The organism is Streptomyces sp. CC208A (assembly GCF_030010625.1).
Lineage (GTDB): Bacteria > Actinomycetota > Actinomycetes > Streptomycetales > Streptomycetaceae > Streptomyces.
Map to the genome: position 1 here is coordinate 52,114 of NZ_JASCXN010000033.1, position 20,322 is coordinate 72,435.

General features: G+C 73.6%; 20 protein-coding genes. 9 read left to right on the forward strand and 11 right to left on the reverse strand.

The window, feature by feature from the left end; genetic code table 11:
• Positions 1-50 precede the first annotated feature (50 nt).
• The gene (locus QK442_RS29045) at positions 51-353 is read right to left on the reverse strand and encodes a DUF6191 domain-containing protein (protein ID WP_282697061.1); all 303 of its coding nucleotides are present in this window, start codon (positions 351-353) and stop codon (positions 51-53) included.
• Between the two features lie 412 nt (positions 354-765).
• Positions 766-1,794, reverse strand: coding sequence for an Lrp/AsnC family transcriptional regulator (locus tag QK442_RS29050; RefSeq protein WP_282697062.1), 1,029 nt, complete (start codon positions 1,792-1,794; stop codon positions 766-768).
• Positions 1,795-1,963: 169 nt separating this feature from the next.
• Between QK442_RS29050 and QK442_RS29055 the strand changes: the two genes are divergently transcribed.
• Together QK442_RS29055 and QK442_RS29060 are read left to right on the forward strand one after the other, a co-directional pair.
• Complete coding sequence (locus tag QK442_RS29055; protein ID WP_282697063.1) at positions 1,964-3,361, forward strand: tetratricopeptide repeat protein; 1,398 nt, start codon at positions 1,964-1,966, stop codon at positions 3,359-3,361.
• Positions 3,362-3,429: 68 nt separating this feature from the next.
• Positions 3,430-3,711 carry a hypothetical protein gene (locus tag QK442_RS29060; protein ID WP_282697064.1) on the forward strand — a complete coding sequence of 94 codons (282 nt, stop codon included), beginning with the start codon at positions 3,430-3,432 and terminating at the stop codon, positions 3,709-3,711.
• A 29-nt stretch (positions 3,712-3,740) separates the two neighbouring features.
• On the opposite strand, the gene QK442_RS29065 is transcribed toward QK442_RS29060, so the two are convergent.
• Entirely contained in the window at positions 3,741-4,934 is a 1,194-nt protein-coding gene (locus tag QK442_RS29065) for a serine/threonine-protein kinase (RefSeq protein ID WP_282697065.1), read from the reverse strand.
• 353 nt (positions 4,935-5,287) lie between these two features.
• Here QK442_RS29065 and QK442_RS29070 point away from each other — a divergent pair, with 353 nt between their 5' ends.
• Entirely contained in the window at positions 5,288-6,166 is an 879-nt protein-coding gene (locus tag QK442_RS29070) for a glycosyltransferase family 2 protein (RefSeq protein WP_282697066.1), read from the forward strand.
• Between the two features lie 21 nt (positions 6,167-6,187).
• Here the strand turns inward: QK442_RS29070 and QK442_RS29075 are convergent, their stop codons facing one another.
• The 5 genes from QK442_RS29075 to QK442_RS29095 all read right to left on the reverse strand — a co-directional run bounded on the left by QK442_RS29075 (position 6,188) and on the right by QK442_RS29095 (position 9,702).
• Positions 6,188-6,409, reverse strand: a complete 222-nt coding sequence (locus QK442_RS29075) for a hypothetical protein (RefSeq protein ID WP_282697067.1) — start codon at positions 6,407-6,409, stop codon at positions 6,188-6,190.
• Positions 6,410-6,498: 89 nt separating this feature from the next.
• The gene (locus QK442_RS29080) at positions 6,499-6,834 is read right to left on the reverse strand and encodes an alpha/beta fold hydrolase (protein ID WP_282697068.1); all 336 of its coding nucleotides are present in this window, start codon (positions 6,832-6,834) and stop codon (positions 6,499-6,501) included.
• Positions 6,835-7,019: 185 nt separating this feature from the next.
• Positions 7,020-8,549, reverse strand: a complete 1,530-nt coding sequence (locus QK442_RS29085; RefSeq protein ID WP_282697069.1) for a flotillin family protein — start codon at positions 8,547-8,549, stop codon at positions 7,020-7,022.
• A 61-nt stretch (positions 8,550-8,610) separates the two neighbouring features.
• Positions 8,611-9,114, reverse strand: a complete 504-nt coding sequence (locus QK442_RS29090; RefSeq protein ID WP_282697070.1) for a hypothetical protein — start codon at positions 9,112-9,114, stop codon at positions 8,611-8,613.
• Between the two features lie 93 nt (positions 9,115-9,207).
• Positions 9,208-9,702: a hypothetical protein gene (locus QK442_RS29095; protein ID WP_282697071.1), complete on the reverse strand. Its 495-nt coding sequence runs from the start codon at positions 9,700-9,702 to the stop codon at positions 9,208-9,210.
• A 267-nt stretch (positions 9,703-9,969) separates the two neighbouring features.
• Between QK442_RS29095 and QK442_RS29100 the strand changes: the two genes are divergently transcribed.
• Entirely contained in the window at positions 9,970-10,860 is an 891-nt protein-coding gene (locus tag QK442_RS29100; RefSeq protein ID WP_282697072.1) for an NAD(P)-binding domain-containing protein, read from the forward strand.
• On the opposite strand, the gene QK442_RS29105 is transcribed toward QK442_RS29100, so the two are convergent.
• Positions 10,841-11,578 (reverse strand): alpha/beta fold hydrolase, encoded by a 738-nt coding sequence (locus QK442_RS29105; protein ID WP_282697073.1) that lies wholly within the window; start codon positions 11,576-11,578, stop codon positions 10,841-10,843. The two genes, QK442_RS29100 and QK442_RS29105, sit on opposite strands and share 20 nt — an antisense overlap.
• Positions 11,579-11,736: 158 nt before the next feature.
• Here QK442_RS29105 and QK442_RS29110 point away from each other — a divergent pair, with 158 nt between their 5' ends.
• From QK442_RS29110 to QK442_RS29125, 4 genes are all read left to right on the forward strand, one after another.
• Entirely contained in the window at positions 11,737-12,132 is a 396-nt protein-coding gene (locus QK442_RS29110; protein ID WP_282697074.1) for a nuclear transport factor 2 family protein, read from the forward strand.
• A 92-nt stretch (positions 12,133-12,224) separates the two neighbouring features.
• Positions 12,225-13,679 (forward strand): NAD(P)/FAD-dependent oxidoreductase, encoded by a 1,455-nt coding sequence (locus QK442_RS29115; protein WP_282697075.1) that lies wholly within the window; start codon positions 12,225-12,227, stop codon positions 13,677-13,679.
• Positions 13,680-13,783: 104 nt separating this feature from the next.
• On the forward strand, positions 13,784-14,959 hold the full coding sequence (locus tag QK442_RS29120; protein WP_282697076.1) for an acyl-CoA dehydrogenase family protein: 1,176 nt from the start codon (positions 13,784-13,786) through the stop codon (positions 14,957-14,959).
• An 83-nt stretch (positions 14,960-15,042) separates the two neighbouring features.
• Positions 15,043-15,459 carry a nuclear transport factor 2 family protein gene (locus QK442_RS29125; protein WP_282697077.1) on the forward strand — a complete coding sequence of 139 codons (417 nt, stop codon included), beginning with the start codon at positions 15,043-15,045 and terminating at the stop codon, positions 15,457-15,459.
• Between the two features lie 89 nt (positions 15,460-15,548).
• Here QK442_RS29125 and QK442_RS29130 read toward each other — a convergent pair whose 3' ends face one another.
• Entirely contained in the window at positions 15,549-16,043 is a 495-nt protein-coding gene (locus QK442_RS29130) for a flavin reductase family protein (protein ID WP_349239689.1), read from the reverse strand.
• 303 nt (positions 16,044-16,346) lie between these two features.
• Between QK442_RS29130 and QK442_RS29135 the strand changes: the two genes are divergently transcribed.
• Entirely contained in the window at positions 16,347-17,945 is a 1,599-nt protein-coding gene (locus QK442_RS29135) for an aminotransferase class III-fold pyridoxal phosphate-dependent enzyme (protein WP_282697078.1), read from the forward strand.
• Positions 17,946-18,030: 85 nt separating this feature from the next.
• Here QK442_RS29135 and QK442_RS29140 read toward each other — a convergent pair whose 3' ends face one another.
• On the reverse strand, positions 18,031-20,310 hold the full coding sequence (locus QK442_RS29140) for a BTAD domain-containing putative transcriptional regulator (RefSeq protein WP_282697079.1): 2,280 nt from the start codon (positions 20,308-20,310) through the stop codon (positions 18,031-18,033).
• Positions 20,311-20,322 lie beyond the last annotated feature (12 nt).

Consider the following 20,322-nt stretch of genomic DNA (forward strand, 5'->3'; position numbering starts at 1 on the left):
CGGTACGGGGGCGGGCGCGCCGCCCCTTCAGGAGGGCACCCGAATCCACCTCAGGGCCGCGTATCCGGCCCTCCGAGCCGGACCACCGCGCGCCCGCCCGCCAGGTCCACCGTGGTCCGGTGCGGCGGCGCGCCGTCCTCCTCGTCGTCGCGGAGCAGCAGCGCGCTCCGCCGCTCCTTCAGCTCGCTCTGCTTGCCGGGCGAGAAGGTGGCGTGCAGCTGCTCGAAGCCGGTCGAGGAGACCGTGCCCCGGCGCTTCCCCCGGCCGGTCATGCGCAGGAACTGGTCGGCGAAGGCGATCACGGTCAGCAGGATCACCAGACCGGGCAGCGTCACGAACACGGCGAACTCCATGCCCCCCAGGAGACCACGGCCGCACGGACCCCCGGAAGGGCCGGGGAGGCCGGGAGAGCCGGGGAGCCGGGGGCCGGACGGGTCGGGGAGCGGGACCGGGAGAGGGGCCGGGCTGGCCGGGCCGGCCGGGAGGGCCGGGAGGGTCGGGGAGAAGGGCCGGGAGAGCTGGGAACGGGCGGGTCGGGGAGAGCTGAGAGGGCCGGGGGAGCTGAGGGGACCGGGGAGGCCGGGGGCCGGGCGGGTCGAGAAGAGGGCCGGGAGGGCCGGAAGGGCCGGGGAGGGCCGGGGCCGGGACGGCCGGGAGGGGCCGGGGAGAGCCGAAGAGGGCTGGGGAGCGCCGGGGAGCGCCGGGGAGAGCTGGGAGAGCCGGGGCCGGGCGGGTCCGGGGGAGGTGCCGGGAGGGCCGGGCGGCTCACGCCTCCGGTCGTACGTGGTGGGTCCGGCGGCCGTCCGCGCCGAGGACCTGCGCGCCGATCTTGTACGTGCGCAGGCCGACCGCCGTCCCCGTGATCCGCAGCGCAGGGGCGGCCCGGACGAGGCCCGCGGTGATCTCGTGCAGCTCCTCGACCGAGCCCAGCCACATCGCCACCACCAGGTTGTGCGGGCCGGTCACCGAGGTGATCACCTGGGTGCGGCGGACCCGGGTCAGGGCCGCCACCGTCACCGGCTCGTCCAGCGGCGCCACCTGCGCCGTCACCATCGCCCACACCGGCCGTCCGGAGAAGCGGGGCGCCGGCTGGCAGTGGTGGTGGAGCGCGCCGCCCGCCGTCAGGACGTCGAGCCGGCGCCGTACCGTCGACTCGCTCGTGCCGCACGTCCTGGCCAGCTCGGCGGCGCTCCGGCGGGCGTCTCCGGCCAGCTCCGCGACGAGCCGCCGGTCCAGCTCCGACACCTGGGGGACCACGCGCGCGCGTGGCGGGTCCCGGCGCTCCGGGGCGGTGGCGTCCGCGAGCAACCGGGCCTGCGCGGGGTCGAGCTGCTCGATCCGGGAGCGGTAGGGACGGTTGTGCAGCCGGGTGACGACCTGGGTGCGGGCCCGCAGCACCCCGGGCAGTCGGCGGACCCGGCCGGTGACGTAGGCGTCGAGGGCGGGCAGGTCCGGGGCGGTCAGGAGGAGCACCAGGTCGGCGCCGCCGGTCACCGCGTGGACGCCGAGGGTGCCGGGGTCGCCGGACAGCTCGGCCGCGGTGGCCTCGGTGGTGCCCGCGGTGCACTCCAGCTCGACCCAGGCGTACAGCGGGGGCCCGCCGCCGTGCCGGGCGACGAGCAGCGAGGTCCAGGCGTAGCCGCCGGCGGTGAGGTGCTCCCAGCGGCGGGCGAGGGTGTCGGGGCCCGCCCCCAGGACGGCGGCGAGCTGGGTCCAGCTCGCCCGTGGCAGGATCTGGAGCGCGTGGATCAGCGACATGTCCGTCTCGCCCAGGACGGATTCCCCGGTCCGCATGTCCCTCCCTGGCCGATCCCCGGAAAACCGCGCTCGTGGGCCCCGGGGAACCTCAGGATGGGGAACCGGGGCACGTGCATTCAAGCCGCATCCGCGCCGGAAGGCCACGAGAACGGCCCGACGTATACGGCCGGGGCACAGGGAACGAGGACGTACGGGGATGGGGTCCATGGGGCGAGCGGCGGGGGAGTCACCCGGCTACGAGGTGCTGTGGGGCGAACCGGTCGGCTCCGGACAGCTCGCCGCCGCCGAGGAGGGGTACGTGGCCTGCGGCCCCGCCGAGCGGCTGCTGTGGGAGCGACTCTCGGTCTTCGAGGGCGCCTTCGACCGGCGGGCGGTCGGGGAGGTCTGCGGGTACGGGGCGCTGGCCGGCGTCGACGTGGAGGCCGTCCTGGACCGCCTCGCGCCCCGGGCGCTGCTGCCGGTGGACGACCTGTTCGACGAGGAGGACGGCGGGCCGCGCCACTGGATGCCGCACGCCATGCGGGCGGTCGGGGCCCGGCGGCTCACCGCCCGGGGCGACCGCGGTCTTGTGGTCCTGCACCACCGCAGGTGGTGCGTGAAGGTCGCCCGGCGGGCCGCGGAGTGGTGGCAGCGGGGCCGGCAGCTGGACGCCCGCGACCTGGCGCTGCGGGAACTCCCCGACCTGGCCGCCGCCATGGACCCGACGACGGCGCAGCTCGCGCCCGGCGACGAGGCCGGTCCGGCGCTGGAGATCGCGGTCTCGCTGTGGTTCCTGTGGGTGGCCTGCGGGCGGACCGCCGAGGGGCGGACCCGGCTGCGGCACGCCCTCGCGCTGCACCAGGGCCCGCCGCCCGCCCGCGCCCTGTGGCTGGCCGCCTTCCTGGAGCTGGAGTCGGGCCGCCCCGAGGACGCCGACCCGCTGCTCGTCCAGGCGTGGGCGGGCGCGGTACGGGACGGGGACGAGCGGTGCCTGGGGCTCCTCGCCCACCTCCGCGGCGCCATCGCCCTCCACCAGGGCCGGACCCGGGCGGCGGCGGACGAGTTCCGGCAGGCGCTGGAGCTGCTCGGGGACGCCCCCGGCTTCGGCCCCACCCAGGAGGCGTGCTGGGCGTCGCTCGCGCTCTGCTACAGCCGTACCGACCCGGAGGCCGCGCAGGAGGCGCTGGACCGGCTGGAGCTCGGCGGGGCGGGACGGCGTACCTGGGCGGGCCGCGACGTCTTCGCCGACGCCTGGGCGGACCACGCCAGGGCCGAACTCCTCGCCTGGGACGGGGAGTGGGACCGCGCCGCCGACCACGCCCGCCGGGCGCTCCGCGAGCACCTGCGGCTCGGCTCCTCGGTCGGCGCCGCCTGCGCCGCAGAACTCCTCGCCCGGATACGGCTGCTCGCCGGCCGCCCCGACCGGGCCGCCCATCTCCTGGGCGCCGTCGACCTGTTGCGGGCCTCCGTCTTCGACACCTCCTACAAGCCGGGGCGGTACTGCACGGCGTCCCGGGACCGCAGCGACGAGGCGCTGCGGGAGCTGCTCGACGACCCGGAACTGCGGGAGGCGTACGAGGAGGGGGCACGGCGGGGTCTGTTCGCCCTGTCCCGGGAGCGGTGAGGCCCCGGCCCTCCCGGAGAGCGGGGGCGGGCGGTCGTCCCTACCCTGGAGAGGGACGGAGGTGACCCATGAGGCGACGCCACCACTTCCACATCGACTACCGGGGGCATTCGGTCTCGGCGACCGTGGAGACCGGCATGCGGCCCGTGGTCGAGGTCCTGGTCGACGGCAAGGAGACCGGGTACGAGAAGGCCCACGGCGACCGGCCGGTGACCGTCCCCGTCGAGCTGCCGACGGACCCGCCGGTCCAGGTGGCCGTGCGCGCCACCCTGGGCCCGGGCGTACCCCGCTGCCTCCTGATCACGGAGGGCGACGGGGAGCCGCACGTCATGGCGCCCCGGCTGTACTGAGCGGTGCGAACAGAGCGGCGCGGGCCGGCTCAGGAGAGCCAGGCCATGCCGATGAAGAGGAAGACGACGAAGGCGACGACCCCGGCGACGGCGGCCGTCTTGCGCGGCCTGCGGCGGGACAGCTCGGCGAGCGCGTTCCCGGCGGACCCGCCGCCCCGCGGCTCGGGAGCCCGCCGCCGCCCCGTCCCGGCGGGCGGGGCGGAGACGGACGTGGGCGCGGACAGGGGCCCCGACCCCGGCCCGGGGGAGGGCACGCGGGGGGCGGGCCCGGCGGCCGGCGGGGGCGGGGTGCGCACCGGCGCGCCCGGTACGGCTCCGGACCCGGGCCCGGCGTGGCCGGGCACGGGCCCCCCGGCGGGGGGCATGGCGGGCGCGGCCGGGGGCATGGCGGGCGCCGCGGGGCGGGGCGCGTACTCCCGCCAGGCGCCGGAGCCGAACCAGTCGGCGATGGCCTGTGCGGGCGGGCGCTGCTCCGGCTGCTTGGCGAGCAGGCTCAGCAGGTACGCCTCGAAGGCGGGCGTGAGGACCACCCCGAGCCGGCTCGGCGGCGTCGGCGCGCTGTCGATGTGCTGGTACAGCAGGGCGGTCGCGGTGTCCGCGCGGAACGGCGGGTGCCCGGTGAGCAGCTGGTAGAGGACGCAGCCCAGCGAGTACACGTCGGAGGCGGGCGAGGCCGGCTTGCCGAGGGCCCGCTCGGGGGCCAGGTAGAGGCCGGTGCCGACGATCTGCCCGGTGGTCGTCAGACCGGCGGAGGGGTCGTCGACGAAGCGGGCGATGCCGAAGTCGGCCAGCTTGACCGTGCCCTGGGCGTCCATGAGCAGGTTGCCGGGCTTGATGTCGCGGTGCACCACGCCCTGCCGGTGGGCGGCGGCGAGCCCGGCGGCGGCGTGCGCGGCGACCACGGCGACCCGCTCGGCGGGCAGGACCAGGGGCTGGGCGGGGGACGAGGCGAGGCTGTCGCCCTCGACCAGCTCCATCACCAGGAAGAGCTTGCCGTCCCAGGTGCCGAAGTCGAAGACGCCGACGACGTGCGGGTGGCTGAGCCGGGCGGCGGTCTGCGCCTCCAGGCGGAAGCGGTCCGCGCCCGCCGGGTCGGTGGACTGCGCCAGCATCAGCTTCACGGCGACGGGCCTGCCGAGGACCTCGTCGGTGCCCTGCCACACCTCGCCCATGCCACCACGGCCGATACACCCGTGCAGCCGATATCGGTCCGCGACCAGCACCAGGGGACGCCCTTTCGACAAGCGATCATTTGACGGCAGAGGACCAGGGTAGAGCCGCCGCCCGCGCGGTCTCGCCGCGCTCCCCCCGAAGCGGAACCGGAGCGGAACCGGAGCGGAACCCCCGTCGTACGCACGGACGTACGGAAGGGCTCCGGGGGTTCCGGCGGAGGCGGACGAGGTCCTGCGGATCCCGCTCGCGGGGCGTCCGGGTTCCCTCCGGGGCCGGTCCGGGTTCCCTCCGGGTTCCGTCCCGGTTCCTTCCGGGTTCCCGGAGGGTGAACAATGGATGCCGCGGGGCCGGCGGTCGTCGGCCCTTGTGCGAGACCCGACCCCGATCTGGAACGGAGTGGACCGTGGCGCGACCGCGAGTGGGCGTGGCGGTACTGACGATGGGCACCCGCCCCGCCGAGCTGGGCGCGCTGCTCGACTCGGTGGCGAAGCAGGACGAGCCCGCCGCCCGGATCGTCGTGGTCGGCAACGGCACCGGTTCGCTGCCCGCGCTCCCCGAGGGCGTCACCGGCGTGGAGCTGCCCGAGAACCGGGGCGTGACCGGCGGGCGGAACGTGGCCATCGACACCCTCCGTTCCTTCGGCGACGTGGACGTCCTGGTCGACCTCGACGACGACGGCCTGCTGGTCGACACCGACGTCTTCCGCCGCCTGGCCGACCTGTACGAGACCGAGCCGAAGCTCGGTGTCGTCTCCTTCCGGATCGCCGACGAGACCGGCGAGACCCAGCGCCGGCACATCCCCCGGCTCGGCGCGAAGGACCCGATGCGCGGCGGCGAGGTGACCACCTTCCTCGGCGGCGGCCACGGCCTGTCGATGCCGATGCTCGACCGGATCGGCGGCTGGCCGGAGGAGTTCTTCTTCGCGCACGAGGAGACCGACCTCGCCTGGCGGGCCCTCGACGCGGGCTGGCGGATCCGGTACGAGCCCGGACTGCTGCTCCAGCACCCGAAGACCAGCCCGGCCCGGCACGACGTCTACTACCGGATGACCGCCCGCAACCGGGTGTGGCTGGCCAAGCGGAACCTCCCGGCCCCGCTGGTCCCGCTCTACCTGGCGGTCTGGGTCCTCCTGACGGTCGCCCGCACCCGCTCGGTCAGGGGCCTGCGCGCCTGGTTCGCGGGCTTCGCGGAGGGCCTGCGGGCGCCGGCGGGGCCGCGCCGCCCGATGCGCTGGTCGACGGTGCTGCGCATGACGCGCCTGGGCCGCCCGCCGATCATCTGACGCCTTTTCCGGTTCAGGCCGTCAGGAAGTCCCGGCCGTCAGGAAGTCCTCGACCACGTCCGCCCAGCCCTTGGGGTCCTCCCAGAACGGCAGGTGCCCGGTGGCGAGTTCGACGCTCCGGGCGCCGGGGACGGCGGCGAGCGCGCGCTGGGGGTACCTCCCTGCTCGAGCGAAGCCGAGAGCTCGGGGGACGGCGGGGGCGACGAGCGGGTCCTCGGCGGTGACGACGACGAGCGTCGGCACCGCGAGGCGCCCCAGGTCCTCCCGTACGTCGACGAGCCCGGCGAGCTCCAGATAGGCGGGGGTCTCCGCCGGCAGCGCCGGCGCGAGCGTCAGCGCGGCCCGCAGCAGGTGGGGGCGGTCCTGTCGAGAAACGTCCCGCCGAGGCCGTTGAGGGCCAGGTGCTCGGCCGGCAGCCGGCGCTGCCCCGTCGCGTACAGCTCCCGCCACAGGGAGACGGCCAGGCGCGTCCGGTGGTCGGGGTACGCGAACGGCGCGGTCAGCACCAGGGCGGTGACCCGCTCGGGGTGCCGCACCGCGAGCCGTACGGCCGGCGGGGCGCCGAGCGAGTACCCGCAGACGGCGGAGGTCCCGGCCCCGGCGGCGTCCGCGGCGGCCGCCAGACCGTCCACGGCCTCGTCGACCCCGGCCCCGCCCCGGGACGGCAACTCCCCCGTACGCAGCGGAACCGGTCCTCCAGGCGCCTCTCGATCTCCCCGAAGTGCCCCTCGGCGCTTCCCCCGGCCCCGTGCAGCAGCAGTAGCCCCGACACGCCGACTCCCTGTCTGTGGACAACAGTTCGGCCCCGTCCCCTGCCTGTCACGGCTGGGGACGGGGCCGCCCTCGTCCTCGCTCAGTCGGTGATCTCGACCTTCCCGTTCGCCGAGGGGGACGGGACCGCCGGGGCCGTGGGGACGGCCTTGGCGGTGAGGCTCTGGAGGAGGCCCGCCAGGTCGACTCCCGTGGTGGAGCCGAGGAGTTCGATGCCCTGCGTCACGTTGTCCGCGACCGCGCGGGGCAGCTTCCCGGCGCCGTCGGTGGAGATGACGGTCATCTTGTCGATGGCGGAGAGGGGCTCCGCCGCCTTCGCGACGACCTGCGGCAGGACCTCGACCAGCATCTGGAGCACGGCCGCCTCGCCGTACCGCTCGAAGGCGTCGGCCCGCTTGTGCATGGCCTCGGCCTCGGCGGAGCCCTTCGCCGCGATGGCTGCGGCCTCCGCGTCGCCTTCGAGGCGGACGGCCTCCGCGATGGCGGCGCGCAGGGCCCGCTCGGCCTCACCGCGCTTGGCGCCCTCGATGGCCTCGGCCTCGGCGAGGGCCTGGCGGCGCTGCTTCTCGCCCTCACCGGTGAGCCGGGCCCGCTCGGCCTCGGCCTCGGCCGCCGCGATGGCCGCCATCCGCTCGCCCTCGGCCTGCTTCACCCGGGCGGTGCGCTGCGCCTCGGCCTGCTGCTCGGCCTCGTACCGCCTGGCGTCGGCGGGCTTGCGGACCTCGGTGTCGAGCTGGCGGTCGGTCAGGGCGGCCTGCCGGGCGGCGACCTTCTCCTGCTCGGTGAGGATCTCCTGCTGGCGGGCGGCCTCGGCGAGCGGTCCCGCGGCGTTGGCCTGGGCGGCGGCCTCGTCGGTCTGCGCCTTGATCTCGGCCTGCTTCAGGTAGAGCGTCCGCTGGGCGACCGCGATCTCCTCCTCGGCCTTCAGCCGGGCCTGCTCGGCGGCGCGCCGGGCCTCGGCCTCGGCGATGTCGGCCTCCTGCTTGGCGCGGGCGGCCTCGGGCCGGCCGAGGTCCTCCAGGTAGGAGCCCTCGGTGGTGATGTCCTGGATCTGGAAGGCGTCGAGGACGAGGCCCTGCCCGGAGAGGCTCGCCTCGGCCTCCTCGGCGACCTGCCCGGCGAAGGCGGCCCGGTCGCGGATAATGTCCTCGACGGACATCCGGCCGACGATCGACCGCAGCGCGCCGGAGAGCACCTCCTGGGTGAAGCCGACGATGCCGTCCTGCTGCATCAGGAAGCGCTGGGCGGCGGCGCGGATGGAGTCCTCGGTGCCGCCGACCTTGACGATGGCGACGCCCTCCAGGTTGGCCTTCACGCCGCGCAGGGTGACGGCGCCGCGCACGGCGACCGGGATGTGCCGGCTGGAGAGGTCGAGGGTGAACTTCTGCTGCACGAACGGCACGACGAAGACCCCGCCGCCGACGACGACCTTCTGGCCGCTGTTGTCCGTGTAGACGCGGCCGGTCGCCGGATCGGTGGCCTTCTTGCCGCGCCGGCCGGTGATGATGAACGCCTCGCTCGGGCCCGCGACCTTGTAGCGGGTGACGACCACGAGGCCGAGCAGGACGAGCAGGACGACGATGCCCACCACGGCGGTGAGAACAGGGCTCATGGCGAACCCTCCTTCGATCAGGACTCAAGGGGAGGAGCGGAGACGAAAAAAGCGGCTGCGGTCAGCGTTCGACCGGACGGACGTGGACGGACGTGGACGAGAGGACCGACTCGACCCACACCTCGGTGCCGCGCGGGACGGGCCCGGACGCCTTGGCCGCGTACTTCACGGGCTGGCCGCCCAGATACAGCAGGACCTCGCCGTAGCCGTCCGCCGGTACGGCGGTGACCACGGAGCCGGAGCTGCCGGTCAGGTCCTCACCGCGCGGTGCGGGCGCGGTCGCGTCGTGCAGCAGGACCCGGCTGAACCTCCAGGTCAGCCAGCCCACGCCGCACCCCGCGACCACGCCCGCACCGGTGGCGACCCCCACCCCCGTGCCGCTCGTGCCGAGCACGAGCGCCCCCGTGAAGCCGAGTGCCGAAAGGAACCCGGCGACCACAGGCAGCGACAGGACCCCGTCCAGCCCCCCGAAGCCGTCGAGGAGTCCTTCGAGGACCCCGCCGAAGACCAGGCTCAGGACGAGCAGCAGCAGACCGACAATGCCGAGACCGAGAAACCAGACCATGTCCCCGCTCCTTCGACTGCCGCTTCCTGTCCGCCGTCCAGAGGATCGTTTCACCGGGGAGGGCCCGCTCGCATTGCCGGTCCCCGGCAATGTTTACGTGTCCTTGATGCCGTCCGGCGACGCTTGGGTCCAGTGGTCCGCATGCCCCCGTATCGCCCGGCCCAGGGCCCGTACCGCCTCCTCGCCCGGCGGGCCGGCGGGGAGGCGGCGGGCGGCGCATTCGATGAGGAGGGTGGCCGCTATGAGCTCCTGGTGAGGGGTGAGGCCCGGTTCCCGCGCCGGACCGCGGGGCGGCGGCTCGGCGGGGAGCGGGTCCGCCGCCGTTTCGAGGGCGTGGCGGGCCCGGGCGAGGAAGGCGGAGCAGAGGTGTCGGTCGGGGCCGTCCGGCCGGTCCAGGGAGAGGGGCAGTGCCGTCGCGAACTCGTGGAGGATCGACTCGGCGTGCTCCCGGAGCAGGGCGGACGCCGGGGTCGGTCTCCGTACCGGGGCCGGTCCGGTTCTTCTCGGCGCGCCGTGGAAGGGCGCGGCGCGGCGGAGCCCTTCGGTGAGTGCTTCGGCGAAATGCCGGCCGATGAACACGGAACTCATGGCCGGTCCCGGGTCGGGGTGAGAGGGACTTCTCACGGTGCCTCCTTGGCGGCGCTCGCTGCACCGAAATCGAACCATCGGGGGCACATCCCGGACTCATATTCGAGTAATGATGTGATCCGCATATGATCCGGATTTTTTTACGGCGGTAATTTTGTGGATCCCGTCAAGAATTCCTCTTTTCCCTTCCGGAGGCGGACGGAAGCATCGTCCGTGAGTGCGGCGCAGCGCGGCGCGGCACAGCGGAACAGGAAAGAACGAGAGCACATGAACACGGAACACGACGCCACGCACGCCCCGGTGACGGTCCTCGGCCTCGGCCTGATGGGGCAGGCCCTCGCCCGTGCCCTGCTCAAGCAGGGACACCCCACGACGGTCTGGAACCGGTCGCCGGAGAAGGCCGACGACCTCGCCGCCCACGGGGCGTCGGCGGCGGGCACGGCGGCCGAGGCGGTCACCGCCGCCCCCCTCGTACTGGTCTGCCTGTCGACGTACGAGGCCGTCCGCTCCGTCCTCGGCCCGCTCACCGGCGAGCTCGCGGGCCGCACCCTGGTCAACCTGACCTCGGGCACCCCGGAACAGGCCCGCGCCGAGGCGCGCTGGGCCGCGGAGCACGGCATCGGGTACCTCGACGGCGCCGTCATGTCCGTGCCCCAGGGGATCGGCGAACCCGGCACCGTACTGCTCTACAGCGGGGTGTACGACGCCTACGAGGTCCACCGGGAGACGCTCGGGGCGCTGGGCGGCGGCACGGCCTACCTGGACACCGACGCCGGTCTCGCCTCGGTCTACGACGTGGCCCTGCTCGGGCTCATGTGGTCGACCATGGCCGGCTTCGTCCACGCCACGGCCCTCGTCGGCACGGAGAACGTGGACGCGGCGGTCTTCACCCGGGTGGGCAACCGGTGGCTGGAGACCGTCAGCGGCTACCTCACCGCGTACGCGGACCAGATCGACACCGGCCGCTACCCGGCCGACGCCACCCTGCGGACCCAGACCGCGGCCATGGACCACGTCATCCACGCCAGCGAGCAGGGCGGCATCGACAGCGGGCTGCCCCGGCTCGTCAAGGCGCTCACCGAGCGCGCGATCGCGGCCGGTCACGGCGAGGACAGCTTCGCCAGCCTGGTGGAGGTGTTCAGGCGACCCGGGCGGTGAGCGCGGACGAGACCACGTCGGCCACTTCGTCCGTCGCGTCGCCGAGGTAGAAGTGGCCGCCGGGGAAGACCTTCAGCTCGAACGAGGCCGTGGTGTGTTCCCGCCAGGCCGCCGCCTGGCCGACGGTGACCAGCGGGTCGTCCGCGCCGATGAGGACGCTCAGCGGGCTGGCCAGCGGCGGGCCCCCCGTCCAGTGGTAGCGGCCGAGCGCCGCGTAGTCGGCCCGTAGCACCGGCATCGCCAGCTCCAGCAGCTCGGGATCGTCGAGCAGGGCGCTGTCCGTGCCGCCGAGCCGCCGGATCTCCGTGAGCAGGGCCGCGTCGTCGCGCGGCCCTGCTTCGCGTCGCAGGGGCGAGGGAGCGCCGCGCCCCGAGAGGAAGAGCCGCAGCGGCGCCGGCACCGGCCGCCGCGCGAGCAGACGCGCCGTCTCGTGGGCGACGATCGCCCCCATGCTGTGCCCGAAGAGCGCGTACGGCCGGTCCGGCTCGCCGATCGCCTCCGTGACCAGACCGGCCAGCAGGCGCAGATCCGTGACGGCCGGTTCGCGCCGGCGGTCCTGACGGCCCGGGTACTGCACGGACACCACCTCGATGTCCGGGGCGAGCGCCCTGGCCAGCGTGACGTACGCGCTCGCCGCCCCGCCCGCGTGCGGAAAGCAGATCAGCCGGGCCGCGTTCTCGGACGCCGGGACGTAGCACCTGAACCATTCGCTCTTCACCCCCGCAGCATCGCCGCCGCGACTCAAGGCGGAGTCATGGCCCGGTAATTCCCCTGGATGAACGGGGGATGAGCCCTGCCCGGATACCTTCTGGCCACACAGCACCACGCCCGTCCATTCCGCATCCGCACACCCGACTGGAAAGGAGCGGTATCCCGATGGCCGTAATCGACAGCCGTGAACTCGCCCGTGAAGTGGAAGAGCACACCGAGCGCTATGTCCAGGCTTTCAATTCCGGGGACGCCGACGCCGTCAACTCCATGTACACGAGCGAGGCTGTCGCGGTCTGGGAGCCCGGCAAGCCCCTCACCGGCGACGAGCGCCGCGCGTCCGTGGAGGAGTTCCTCACCCGGAAGCCGAAGATGCGGGCGAAGACCCGGCACTCCTACGTGACCGGGGACACCGCGCTTCTGATCGTCGACTGGTCGATCGCCACCACCGACGACGACGGGGAGCCCGAGCTCCTCACCGGTGTCGGGGTCGACGTGCTGCGCCGCGACGACCGGGGCACGTGGCGCTACGCCATCGACGACCCGTACGGCGACGGCGTCTGAGCCGCCGCGCCGGTGGCCCTGCCGCACCACAGCGGCAGGGCCCTTCCCCGATCGCACGACGACGGACGACGACCGCCAGGGGGTATGCGGCGATGAACACCAGGGACGAGACGGCAGCGGGAGAGCGGGGCAGGGGGGCGTCGCGGCGGAGCGTCGTCGCATCGGCCGCGGCCGCCGCCGCCGCGCTCGTCGGAATCGGCGCGGCCCCGGAGGCCCGCGCCACGACGCCGGAGCAGGACTCCGGCCAGGACCACTTCCACGACCGTTACGACGCCATCGTCGTCGGCGCGGGCTTCGCCGGGGTGACCGCGGCCCGCGAGCTGGCGGCGGCGGGCGCCAGGACCCTCGTCCTGGAGGCCAGGAACCGCATCGGCGGACGCACCTGGACCGACACCTTCGCCGGCCGGCGGGTCGAGATCGGCGGCACCTGGGTCGAGCCGACGATCCAGCCGTACGTCGCCCGGGAGCTCGAGCGCTACGGCATCCCGCTCGTCGCGGACACCCCGCCCGAGCGCACCTTCTTCCCCACCCCGGACGGCCCCAGGGAGTTCGGGGTCGAGGAGGGCTTCGGCCGGATGGGGGAGGTGTACGCGCCGATCTTCGACGGCTCGCGCGAGTACTTCGAGCGCCCCTACGAGCCGCTGCACCGCGCCGATCTCCTGCGCGACCTGGACGGGCTCTCGCTCCGCGACCGCCTGGACCGGATGCGGCTCTCCCCGGCCGACGAGCTGCTCGTCAGCGGGCAGACCGGGACCCTCTCGGGCGGCTCCAGCGCCGAGGGCGCGCTGACCGCGCTTGCCCAGCGGTGGGCCCTCGCCGGCTGGAGCAACGAGGGCTGGAACAGCACCAACAGCCGGCGCGTCGAGAACGGCACGTACCGGCTCCTGAAGGCCATGCTCGACGACTGCCCGCCCGCCCTGCTGCTCGGCTCGCCCGTCGCCGCCGTCGACCAGTACCACGGCCGGGCAGCGGTCACCACGGTCTCCGGCCGGGTCTTCCACGCCGGGACCGTGGTGATGGCGATCCCCGCCAACATGTGGCGGACCATCGCCTTCCGGCCGGGCCTCCCGCGGGCGCAGGCCACCGCGTCCGCGCAGGGGCTCGCCGTCGCCCACGCCACCAAGCTGTGGATCCACGCCCGCGGTTCGGCGGGCCGCTGCTACGCCCAGGGCGCCGAGGGCTCCCCGATGTCCCTGCTGATACCGGACCAGCTGCTGCCCGACGGCAGTCAGCTGTTCATCGGCTTCAGCGTCGACCCGTCCTTCGACGCGACCGACCGGGCCGCCGTCCGCAGGGCGGTACGGCTCCTCGGCCCGGACATCGAGGTCATCGACGTCCGGGTGCAGGACTGGGGCAACGACCGGTACGCGCGCGGTGGCTGGACCTTCCGCAAGCCCGGCCAGCTGACCTCGCTCTATCCGGCGGTTCAGCAGCCGCACGGCCGTGTCGTCTTCGCGGGCAGCGACATCGCCGACGGCTGGAGCGGCTACATCGACGGCGCGATCGAGTCCGGCTTCAGGGCCGCCGGCCAGGCGCTGTCCCTCTGACACCGCCGCCCCGACACGGTCCGCGAGCACGGTCCGCGAGCAAGACCCGCATTTCCGCCAACAGCCTTTCACCGTCATCGTCCTGGAAGAGAGAGGGCCCGTACATGGCCACGAACACCAAGGTGGAGTCCGTCCTGGAAGCGGTACGGGCGATCGTCCCGACGCTTCGCGAGAACGGTGAGAAGTCCGAGGACCAGCGCTGGATCCTGGACGAGAACATCGAACTCCTCGAAAAGGCCGGCGTCTTCCGCATGGCCACCCCCGAGAGGTTCGGCGGCCTGGACCTCAGCCTCGCCGACCAGGCGAGGGTCATCGCCGAGATCTCCCGCGGCTGCCCGTCCACCGGCTGGGTCACCATGGTCTGGACGACCAGCGCCTGGACGGCCACGCTCTACCCCGACCGCGCCCAGGAGGAGATCTTCGCCGGCGGCGACGTCCGCATCTCCAGCGCCTTCGCCCCCACCGGCAAGGTCGTCCCCGTCGAAGGCGGCTACCGCATCAGCGGCACCTGGCGCTTCAACACGGGCTGCCGCGGGGCGGACTGGAACTTCACCGCCGCGATGCTGGAGCACCCCGACGGCAGCAGCGAAGAGGTGATGGCCATCGTCCCGATGTCCGAGATGACCATCGCCGACGACTGGCACGTCTCCGCGGGCGCCGCCACCGGCAGCTGCACCACCACCATCGAGGACGTGTTCGTCCCGGCCCATCACGTCGTCACCTTCGAGGAGGTGATGTTCAGCGCCACCGGCGACCGTTCCAACACCGGTGCCACCGGCCGCAACTACGGTCTGCTGAGCTTCGTGATGGCCGAGTGCGCGGCGGTGTTCATCGGCATCGCCCGGGGCGCGTACGAGCTCTTCCTGGAGCGGCTGCCCGGACGCGGCATCACCTACACGCAGTGGGAGGACCAGAGCCGGCACCCGCTGACGCAGGTCCAGGTCGCCACCGCCGCCAACAAGATCACCGCGGCCGAGAGCATGGCCGAGGTGTGGCTGAAGCTCCTCCAGGAGCGCGCCGACGCCGGCGAGCAGCCGACGCTGGAGGAGAAGGCCGTCGTCCGCGGCCAGGCCAACTTCGCCGCCCAGCTCGCGAAGGAGGCGGTGGAGCTGCTGTACACCGCCAGCGGCGGCAGCGTCATCCAGCGCGGCGTGCCCTTCCAGCGTTTCCACCGGGACATCCAGGGCTTCTCGCTGCACGCCCTCGTGCAGGTCAACGCGAACCTGGAGCTGCAGGGCCGGGTGCTGCTCGGTCTTGAGCCGGAGACCGACTTCCTCTGATCCCGCCGGTCCTTCGACCCAGCCGGTCCTCGACCGGTCGAGCAAGCACCAGTCAACCAAGCGAGAGTGGAGACCGATCCGCCATGACCGTCCACATCGACCCCGACAAGCCGGACCTGACCTCCGACACCGAGACCCAGAACGACATCTTCCTGCAGGTCTTCAACGCCGGTGACGGCGAGCTCTTCGACCGCCTCTACCGCGAGGACGCGATATCGAACTTCTCCGGCAGCCCGCTCACCGGCGCCGAGCGGCTGCGGTGGTTCAAGGAGTTCCTCTCGGCCAAGCCCACGCTGGAGGCGCGGGTCACGCACTCGTACGTCGCCGGCGACGTGGCCCTGATCGGCGTGGAGTTCAGCATCGACAGCACCGGCCCCGACGGTGAGCCCGTCCACCTGGAGGGACGCTGCACCGACGTGCTGCGCCGGGTGGAGGACGGCCGCTGGCTGATGGCCGTCGACCGGCCGGTGGCCGGCTCGCTGCTGCCCGAGTCCGCGTAGCCGTACGCGCGAAGAGGAACGGCCCGTGTACCGGCCGGCGTCAGCCGGCGGCACATGGGCCGGGTTCTTTTCCGGGCGGGGCCGGTCGACTACCGGGGGGCGCGCGCCAGGCGGTGGTAGCCGCCGTCGAAGTAGAGCAGACCGTCACCGCCCTTCTCGCTGCGGCTCGCGCTCACCACGCCGCCGATGAACACGGAGTGGTCACCGGAGCCGTAGCCCTCCGAGAGCTCGCACTCCAGCCAGGCCAGCGCCCCCGCGAGCAGCGGCGATCCGGTCGCCGGTCCTGGCACCCAGTCCACGCCCTCGAACTGGGCGGGCCCCAGGGGCCGCTTCTTGTCCGCGAAGAACCGGGCCAGGCCCTCCTGTTCGACGTCCATGATCGACACCCCGAAGGCGCCCGCGCCGGAGATGGCGTCGTGCATCACCGCGCTGTGGGCGATGCAGCACAGGACGGACGGAGGGTCGAGCGACACGGACGTGAACGCGTTGGCGGTCATCCCGTGGAGGTGGGCGCCTCCGACGGTGAGGACCACGACGCCCGTCGCGAACTGGGACATGGTGCTGCGCAGTTCCTGAGGCGTCACCGGGCGCGGTTCTCGTATGCCCGGGACCGGTTCCGTCTGAACGGGCAAGGAATTCACACCATCCCCCTCGAATAACTCATCATGGAATAGTTTCCGGTCTTCCGGAAATGGAAAAGCGGAACGCCCCCAACGTAGCCGAAAGGCTTCGGCGCCTTCTCATCACGGGGTAATTCGGTGCCGATCGCCCGAGAGCGGCCGTCGATGACCGGAGCATGACCGGGATTGGATTCAATTCTTCGGTGCGCCGGCGGGGCCGCCTCGGCGCGTCCACTCCGACACCGTAGGACCGGAAAAGAGGGCGTCATGAATTCTGCCTCCGACTCCACCGAACTCGAGCTCGCGGAGCCGCATCTGCGGGAGGTTCTCTCCACCGTGGGGCTCGACGTCGAGTACGTGCGCTCCGAAGGGAACACGCTCTACCGGCTCGACGCCGACGGCCGCGAGATCGCCGTCCTCGACTACGCCGGCGGCTACGGCTCCCTGATGTTCGGCCACAACCACCCCGCCCTCACCGCCCGCGCGAAGCAGCTCCTCGACGAGGGGACCCCGACGCACGCGCAGTTCTCCCGCCACCCCTACGCGAACCGGGTCGCCACGGAACTCAACCGGATCGTCCACCGTGAACTCGGCGACGACGAACCGTACTTCGCGATCTTCGCCAACAGCGGCGCGGAGGCGATCGAAGCCGCCGTCAAGCACGCCGAGCTGGACCGCGGGGCGCGCGCCGCCGCGCTCGTCGACGAGATCGAGACCCATGCCGCCGCCGTACGCGAGACGGCCGCGTCCGGCACCGCGGTGATCGCCGGAGGCGCCCTCGCCCGGCTCGGACTCGACGACTCCGCCGACGGCGCCCACGACGTGGAGCGGCTGCTGGCCGGCATCGCCCGGCACAACGCCGAACAGCGGTCCAGGCCGCCGCTCTTCCTGACGCTCGAAGGCTCGTTCCACGGGAAGCTCGTCGGCAGCGTCCAGCTCACCCACAACGCCGGCTACCGCACCCCCTTCTCCTCGCTCGCCGCACAGGCCCGCTTCGTCCCCCTCGACCGGCCGGAGGAGCTGCGGAAGACGGTCGAGAACGAGCGCGGCACGCTGCTCGACCCGGTGATCGCGGACGGGGTCGTGGACGTCGTGGAGCGCGAGTACCCGGTGTTCTGCGCCTTCCTCGTCGAACCGATCCAGGGCGAGGGCGGCATCAACGTGCTGTCCGAGGCGTTCGCGCGGGAGATCCAGGAGGTGTGCGCCGCGATCGACTGCCCGGTCGTCATAGACGAGATCCAGTGCGGCATGGGCAGGACCGGCACGTTCCTCGCCAGCTCCGCCATCGGCCTGAAGGGCGACTACTACGCCCTCGCGAAGAGCCTCGGCGGCGGGATCGCCAAGTCCGCGGTGATGCTCGTCCGGGAGGCCCGCTACCGCCGGGAGTTCGAGCTCGTGCACAGCTCGACCTTCGCCAAGGACAGCTTCTCCTGCCACATCGCGCTCCAGGTCCTCGGGATGCTGGAGGCCGAGGACGGCCGGGCCTACCGGATCGCCGCCGAGCGCGGCCGGGCGCTCGCCGGGGCGCTCACCTCGGTCCTCGGCGCCTTCCCCACGGTGCTCAGGGAGGTCCGCGGCAAGGGCCTCATGCTGGGCCTGGACTTCGCCGACCAGGCGGACTCCCCGTCGCCCGTCCTCCGGGAGCTGTCGGCCGCCGGCTTCCTCGGCTACGCGATAGCCGGCTATCTGCTGCGGGAGCACCGGATCCGCACGTTCCCGACGGCGAGCGCGGTGAACACCCTCCGTTTTGAACCGTCGCTGCTGCTGACGGACGAGGAGATCGGCCGCCTGGAGACGGCGCTGCGCGATGTGTGCGCCGTCCTGCGCGAGCAGGACGGGAACCGTCTGCTGCCGTCGGCCGCCTGAGCACGCGCCGGGTGTCCATGGGGGCCGGAGCCCCCGGACACCCGGCGTTCTTCGTCCTCCGGGCTGGGTCGGCCCGTCGGACCCGTCAGACCCGCTGTCTGGCCCGGCGGCAGCCATGGGCGGGGGTGGGGACGGGGACGGTGACGTGGTCCACGTCCGTCAGCTCCTGCACGAAACCGGGGGCCGGGGGCGCCGGGGCCGGGCTCCGCCTCGCGGACAGCCCCGCCGTCTCCTGGTCGAGCGTGATCGTCGTCGCGTGGCGCCGGCCGCCTCCCCACCCCGGCCGCCGTCTCAGCAGCTCGGGCCGGGCGCTCGCCATCACCAGCAGCGGTACGGAGCCGAAGCACTCGCTGAGGCCCTCGACGAAGTCGAGCAGACGGTCGTCGGCGCGGTGCACCTGCTCGAAGACCAGCGCGAGCGGCTGGTCGTGGGCGACCGCTTCCATGAAGTGGACCCAGCTCAGGGAGGACGCCCCGGCGTCGGCGGTGGTGCCGTCGTCCGTTCCGGGGGCGTCACCGAGGAGCAGCTCGCACAGCCCCGCCCGTACCCGGTCCGCGCGCTCCGCGGACAGCGGGAGACCGTCGACGGCGGTGGCCACCCGGCTCCGGACGACGTCGGCCGGATCGTCCGGCAGGATCCCGCAGTACGCGGAGAGCATCTCCGCCTGGATCGCCCGCGGGCCGCCGCGCAGGGCGGGCCGTACGGTACCGACCAGGCATCTGGCCCGGTCCGGCTGGGTCGGGATCCAGTGCGAGAAATCGGTGACGAAGCGGTTCTTCCCGCTGCCCTCCTCGCCGAGGACCGTGACCATCTGCGGGGTGCTGCGGCGCTGGGCGCGCCGGAACACGCTCTGCAGCAGCTGGAGTTCGCACTCGCGGTCCGCTCCGCCGAGCGGCTCGTCGACGCTCTCGACGCACCAGGACTCGGGTGCGTCGCCGCGGCGGTAGACGAAGCCGCCGCGTACGGCCCGCCGGGTCCGGTCGCAGACCAGGACCTCGCGGTCCGGGGTGTGCTCAAGCAGCGTCTGGCACTCCTCCAGGAGGGTGCCCGTGACGGAGGTGGTGCCCTCGGCACCGGGGCGGGTGCGGACCAGGGCCTCTCCGGTGGAGACGGCCACCCGGACCTCGGGGCCGGGCGCGGCGGGGTCGGCGGTGGCTCCGGCGAGGGCGTCCCGGACCGAGAGCCCGGCCCGTACGGCTCGTTCCGCGTCGGTACGGAGGGTGCCGGGGGACTCGAAGAGCGCCATGGTCACCGGTCCGATGGAGGCGACGACGGTGCCGTCGTACGACTCGATCTCCTTCTCGACGCGGCCCAGCGCGTCGACGAGGAGGTCGTCGGCGTCCCCGCCGGCCGCGCTGATCGCGGCCGGGTCGAAGCGCGTACGGATGAGCACGACGCTGGTCTGCTTGCGCTGCGCCGAGCCGGCACCTGGTCGGGGGTGCCGCTCGGGCGAGGCGGACGAGGGGGGAGAGGCCGGAGAAGTGGGGGTGGACGGGGAGGCGGGGGGAGCGGGGAGGGCGGTGGGGGTGGACGGGGAGGCGGGGGAGGGCGCTGGGGAGAAGGGCGGCGCCGCGGACGCGAGCTCCGGTCGCGCGGCGGGCGCCCCGCGTAAGACGACGGGCGTCCCGCGCGGGGACGCCTCCTGTCTCCAGGTCTGCCAGGGCTCGCCGGGGGACGAGCAGCCCGGGGTCGCCAGGGCGGGATCGTGGGCGAGGATCCCCCGCTGGAGGTTCTGGAGTCCGCGGCTGGGCTCCAGGCCGAGTTCGTCGACGAGGGCCGACCGTACACGCGTGTAGACATTGAGCGCGTCGGCCTGCCGGCCGCAGCGGTAGAGGGCCAGCATCAGCTGGGCGCAGGAGCGTTCCCGCAGCACCTCCGTCTCGACCATGGCCTTCAGTTCGCCGATGATCGCGTGGTGCCGGCCCGAGGCCAGCTCCGCTTCGAAGTAGTCCTCCAGGGCGTCCAGCCGGACGCCCTGGAGCGAGGTCAGCTCGGGCCAGCCGATGCCGGCCTCGACGAGGTCGGCCATCGGGACGCCCCGCCACAGATCCAGGGCCCCGCGCAGGGTCCGCGCGGCCGTGTGGGGCGAACCGGAGGACAACTCGGCCCGGCCGGCCTCCAGTTGGGCGTAGAACCGGAAGAGGTCGATCCTGTCGGGATCGGTACGCAGGACGTAGCCGGGCGCCTGGGTCACCAGAGCGGCGGACGAGAGCACGCTCCGCAGGCCCCACACGGCGTTCTGCAGTATCTGCCGTGCGGACGCGGGCGCTTCGTCGACCGGCCAGAGCGCGTCCAGGAGCTGGCTCGTCGCCACGACGCGGTTGGCCTGCAGCAGCAGGAATCCGAGGGTGGCCCGCTGTCTCATTCCCCCGAGAGC

What these genes read in the sequence shown, in the direction of transcription:
- QK442_RS29045 (WP_282697061.1), bottom strand. Translation starts at nt 353, where the DNA reads ATGGAGTTCGCCGTGTTCGTGACGCTGCCCGGTCTGGTGATCCTGCTG.
- QK442_RS29050 (WP_282697062.1), bottom strand. Translation starts at nt 1,794, where the DNA reads ATGCGGACCGGGGAATCCGTCCTGGGCGAGACGGACATGTCGCTGATC.
- QK442_RS29055 (WP_282697063.1), top strand. Translation starts at nt 1,964, where the DNA reads ATGGGGCGAGCGGCGGGGGAGTCACCCGGCTACGAGGTGCTGTGGGGC.
- QK442_RS29060 (WP_282697064.1), top strand. Translation starts at nt 3,430, where the DNA reads ATGAGGCGACGCCACCACTTCCACATCGACTACCGGGGGCATTCGGTC.
- QK442_RS29085 (WP_282697069.1), bottom strand. Translation starts at nt 8,549, where the DNA reads ATGAGCCCTGTTCTCACCGCCGTGGTGGGCATCGTCGTCCTGCTCGTC.
- QK442_RS29090 (WP_282697070.1), bottom strand. Translation starts at nt 9,114, where the DNA reads ATGGTCTGGTTTCTCGGTCTCGGCATTGTCGGTCTGCTGCTGCTCGTC.
- QK442_RS29095 (WP_282697071.1), bottom strand. Translation starts at nt 9,702, where the DNA reads ATGAGTTCCGTGTTCATCGGCCGGCATTTCGCCGAAGCACTCACCGAA.
- QK442_RS29100 (WP_282697072.1), top strand. Translation starts at nt 9,970, where the DNA reads ATGAACACGGAACACGACGCCACGCACGCCCCGGTGACGGTCCTCGGC.
- QK442_RS29110 (WP_282697074.1), top strand. Translation starts at nt 11,737, where the DNA reads ATGGCCGTAATCGACAGCCGTGAACTCGCCCGTGAAGTGGAAGAGCAC.
- QK442_RS29115 (WP_282697075.1), top strand. Translation starts at nt 12,225, where the DNA reads ATGAACACCAGGGACGAGACGGCAGCGGGAGAGCGGGGCAGGGGGGCG.
- QK442_RS29120 (WP_282697076.1), top strand. Translation starts at nt 13,784, where the DNA reads ATGGCCACGAACACCAAGGTGGAGTCCGTCCTGGAAGCGGTACGGGCG.
- QK442_RS29125 (WP_282697077.1), top strand. Translation starts at nt 15,043, where the DNA reads ATGACCGTCCACATCGACCCCGACAAGCCGGACCTGACCTCCGACACC.
- QK442_RS29135 (WP_282697078.1), top strand. Translation starts at nt 16,347, where the DNA reads ATGAATTCTGCCTCCGACTCCACCGAACTCGAGCTCGCGGAGCCGCAT.
- QK442_RS29140 (WP_282697079.1), bottom strand. Translation starts at nt 20,310, where the DNA reads ATGAGACAGCGGGCCACCCTCGGATTCCTGCTGCTGCAGGCCAACCGC.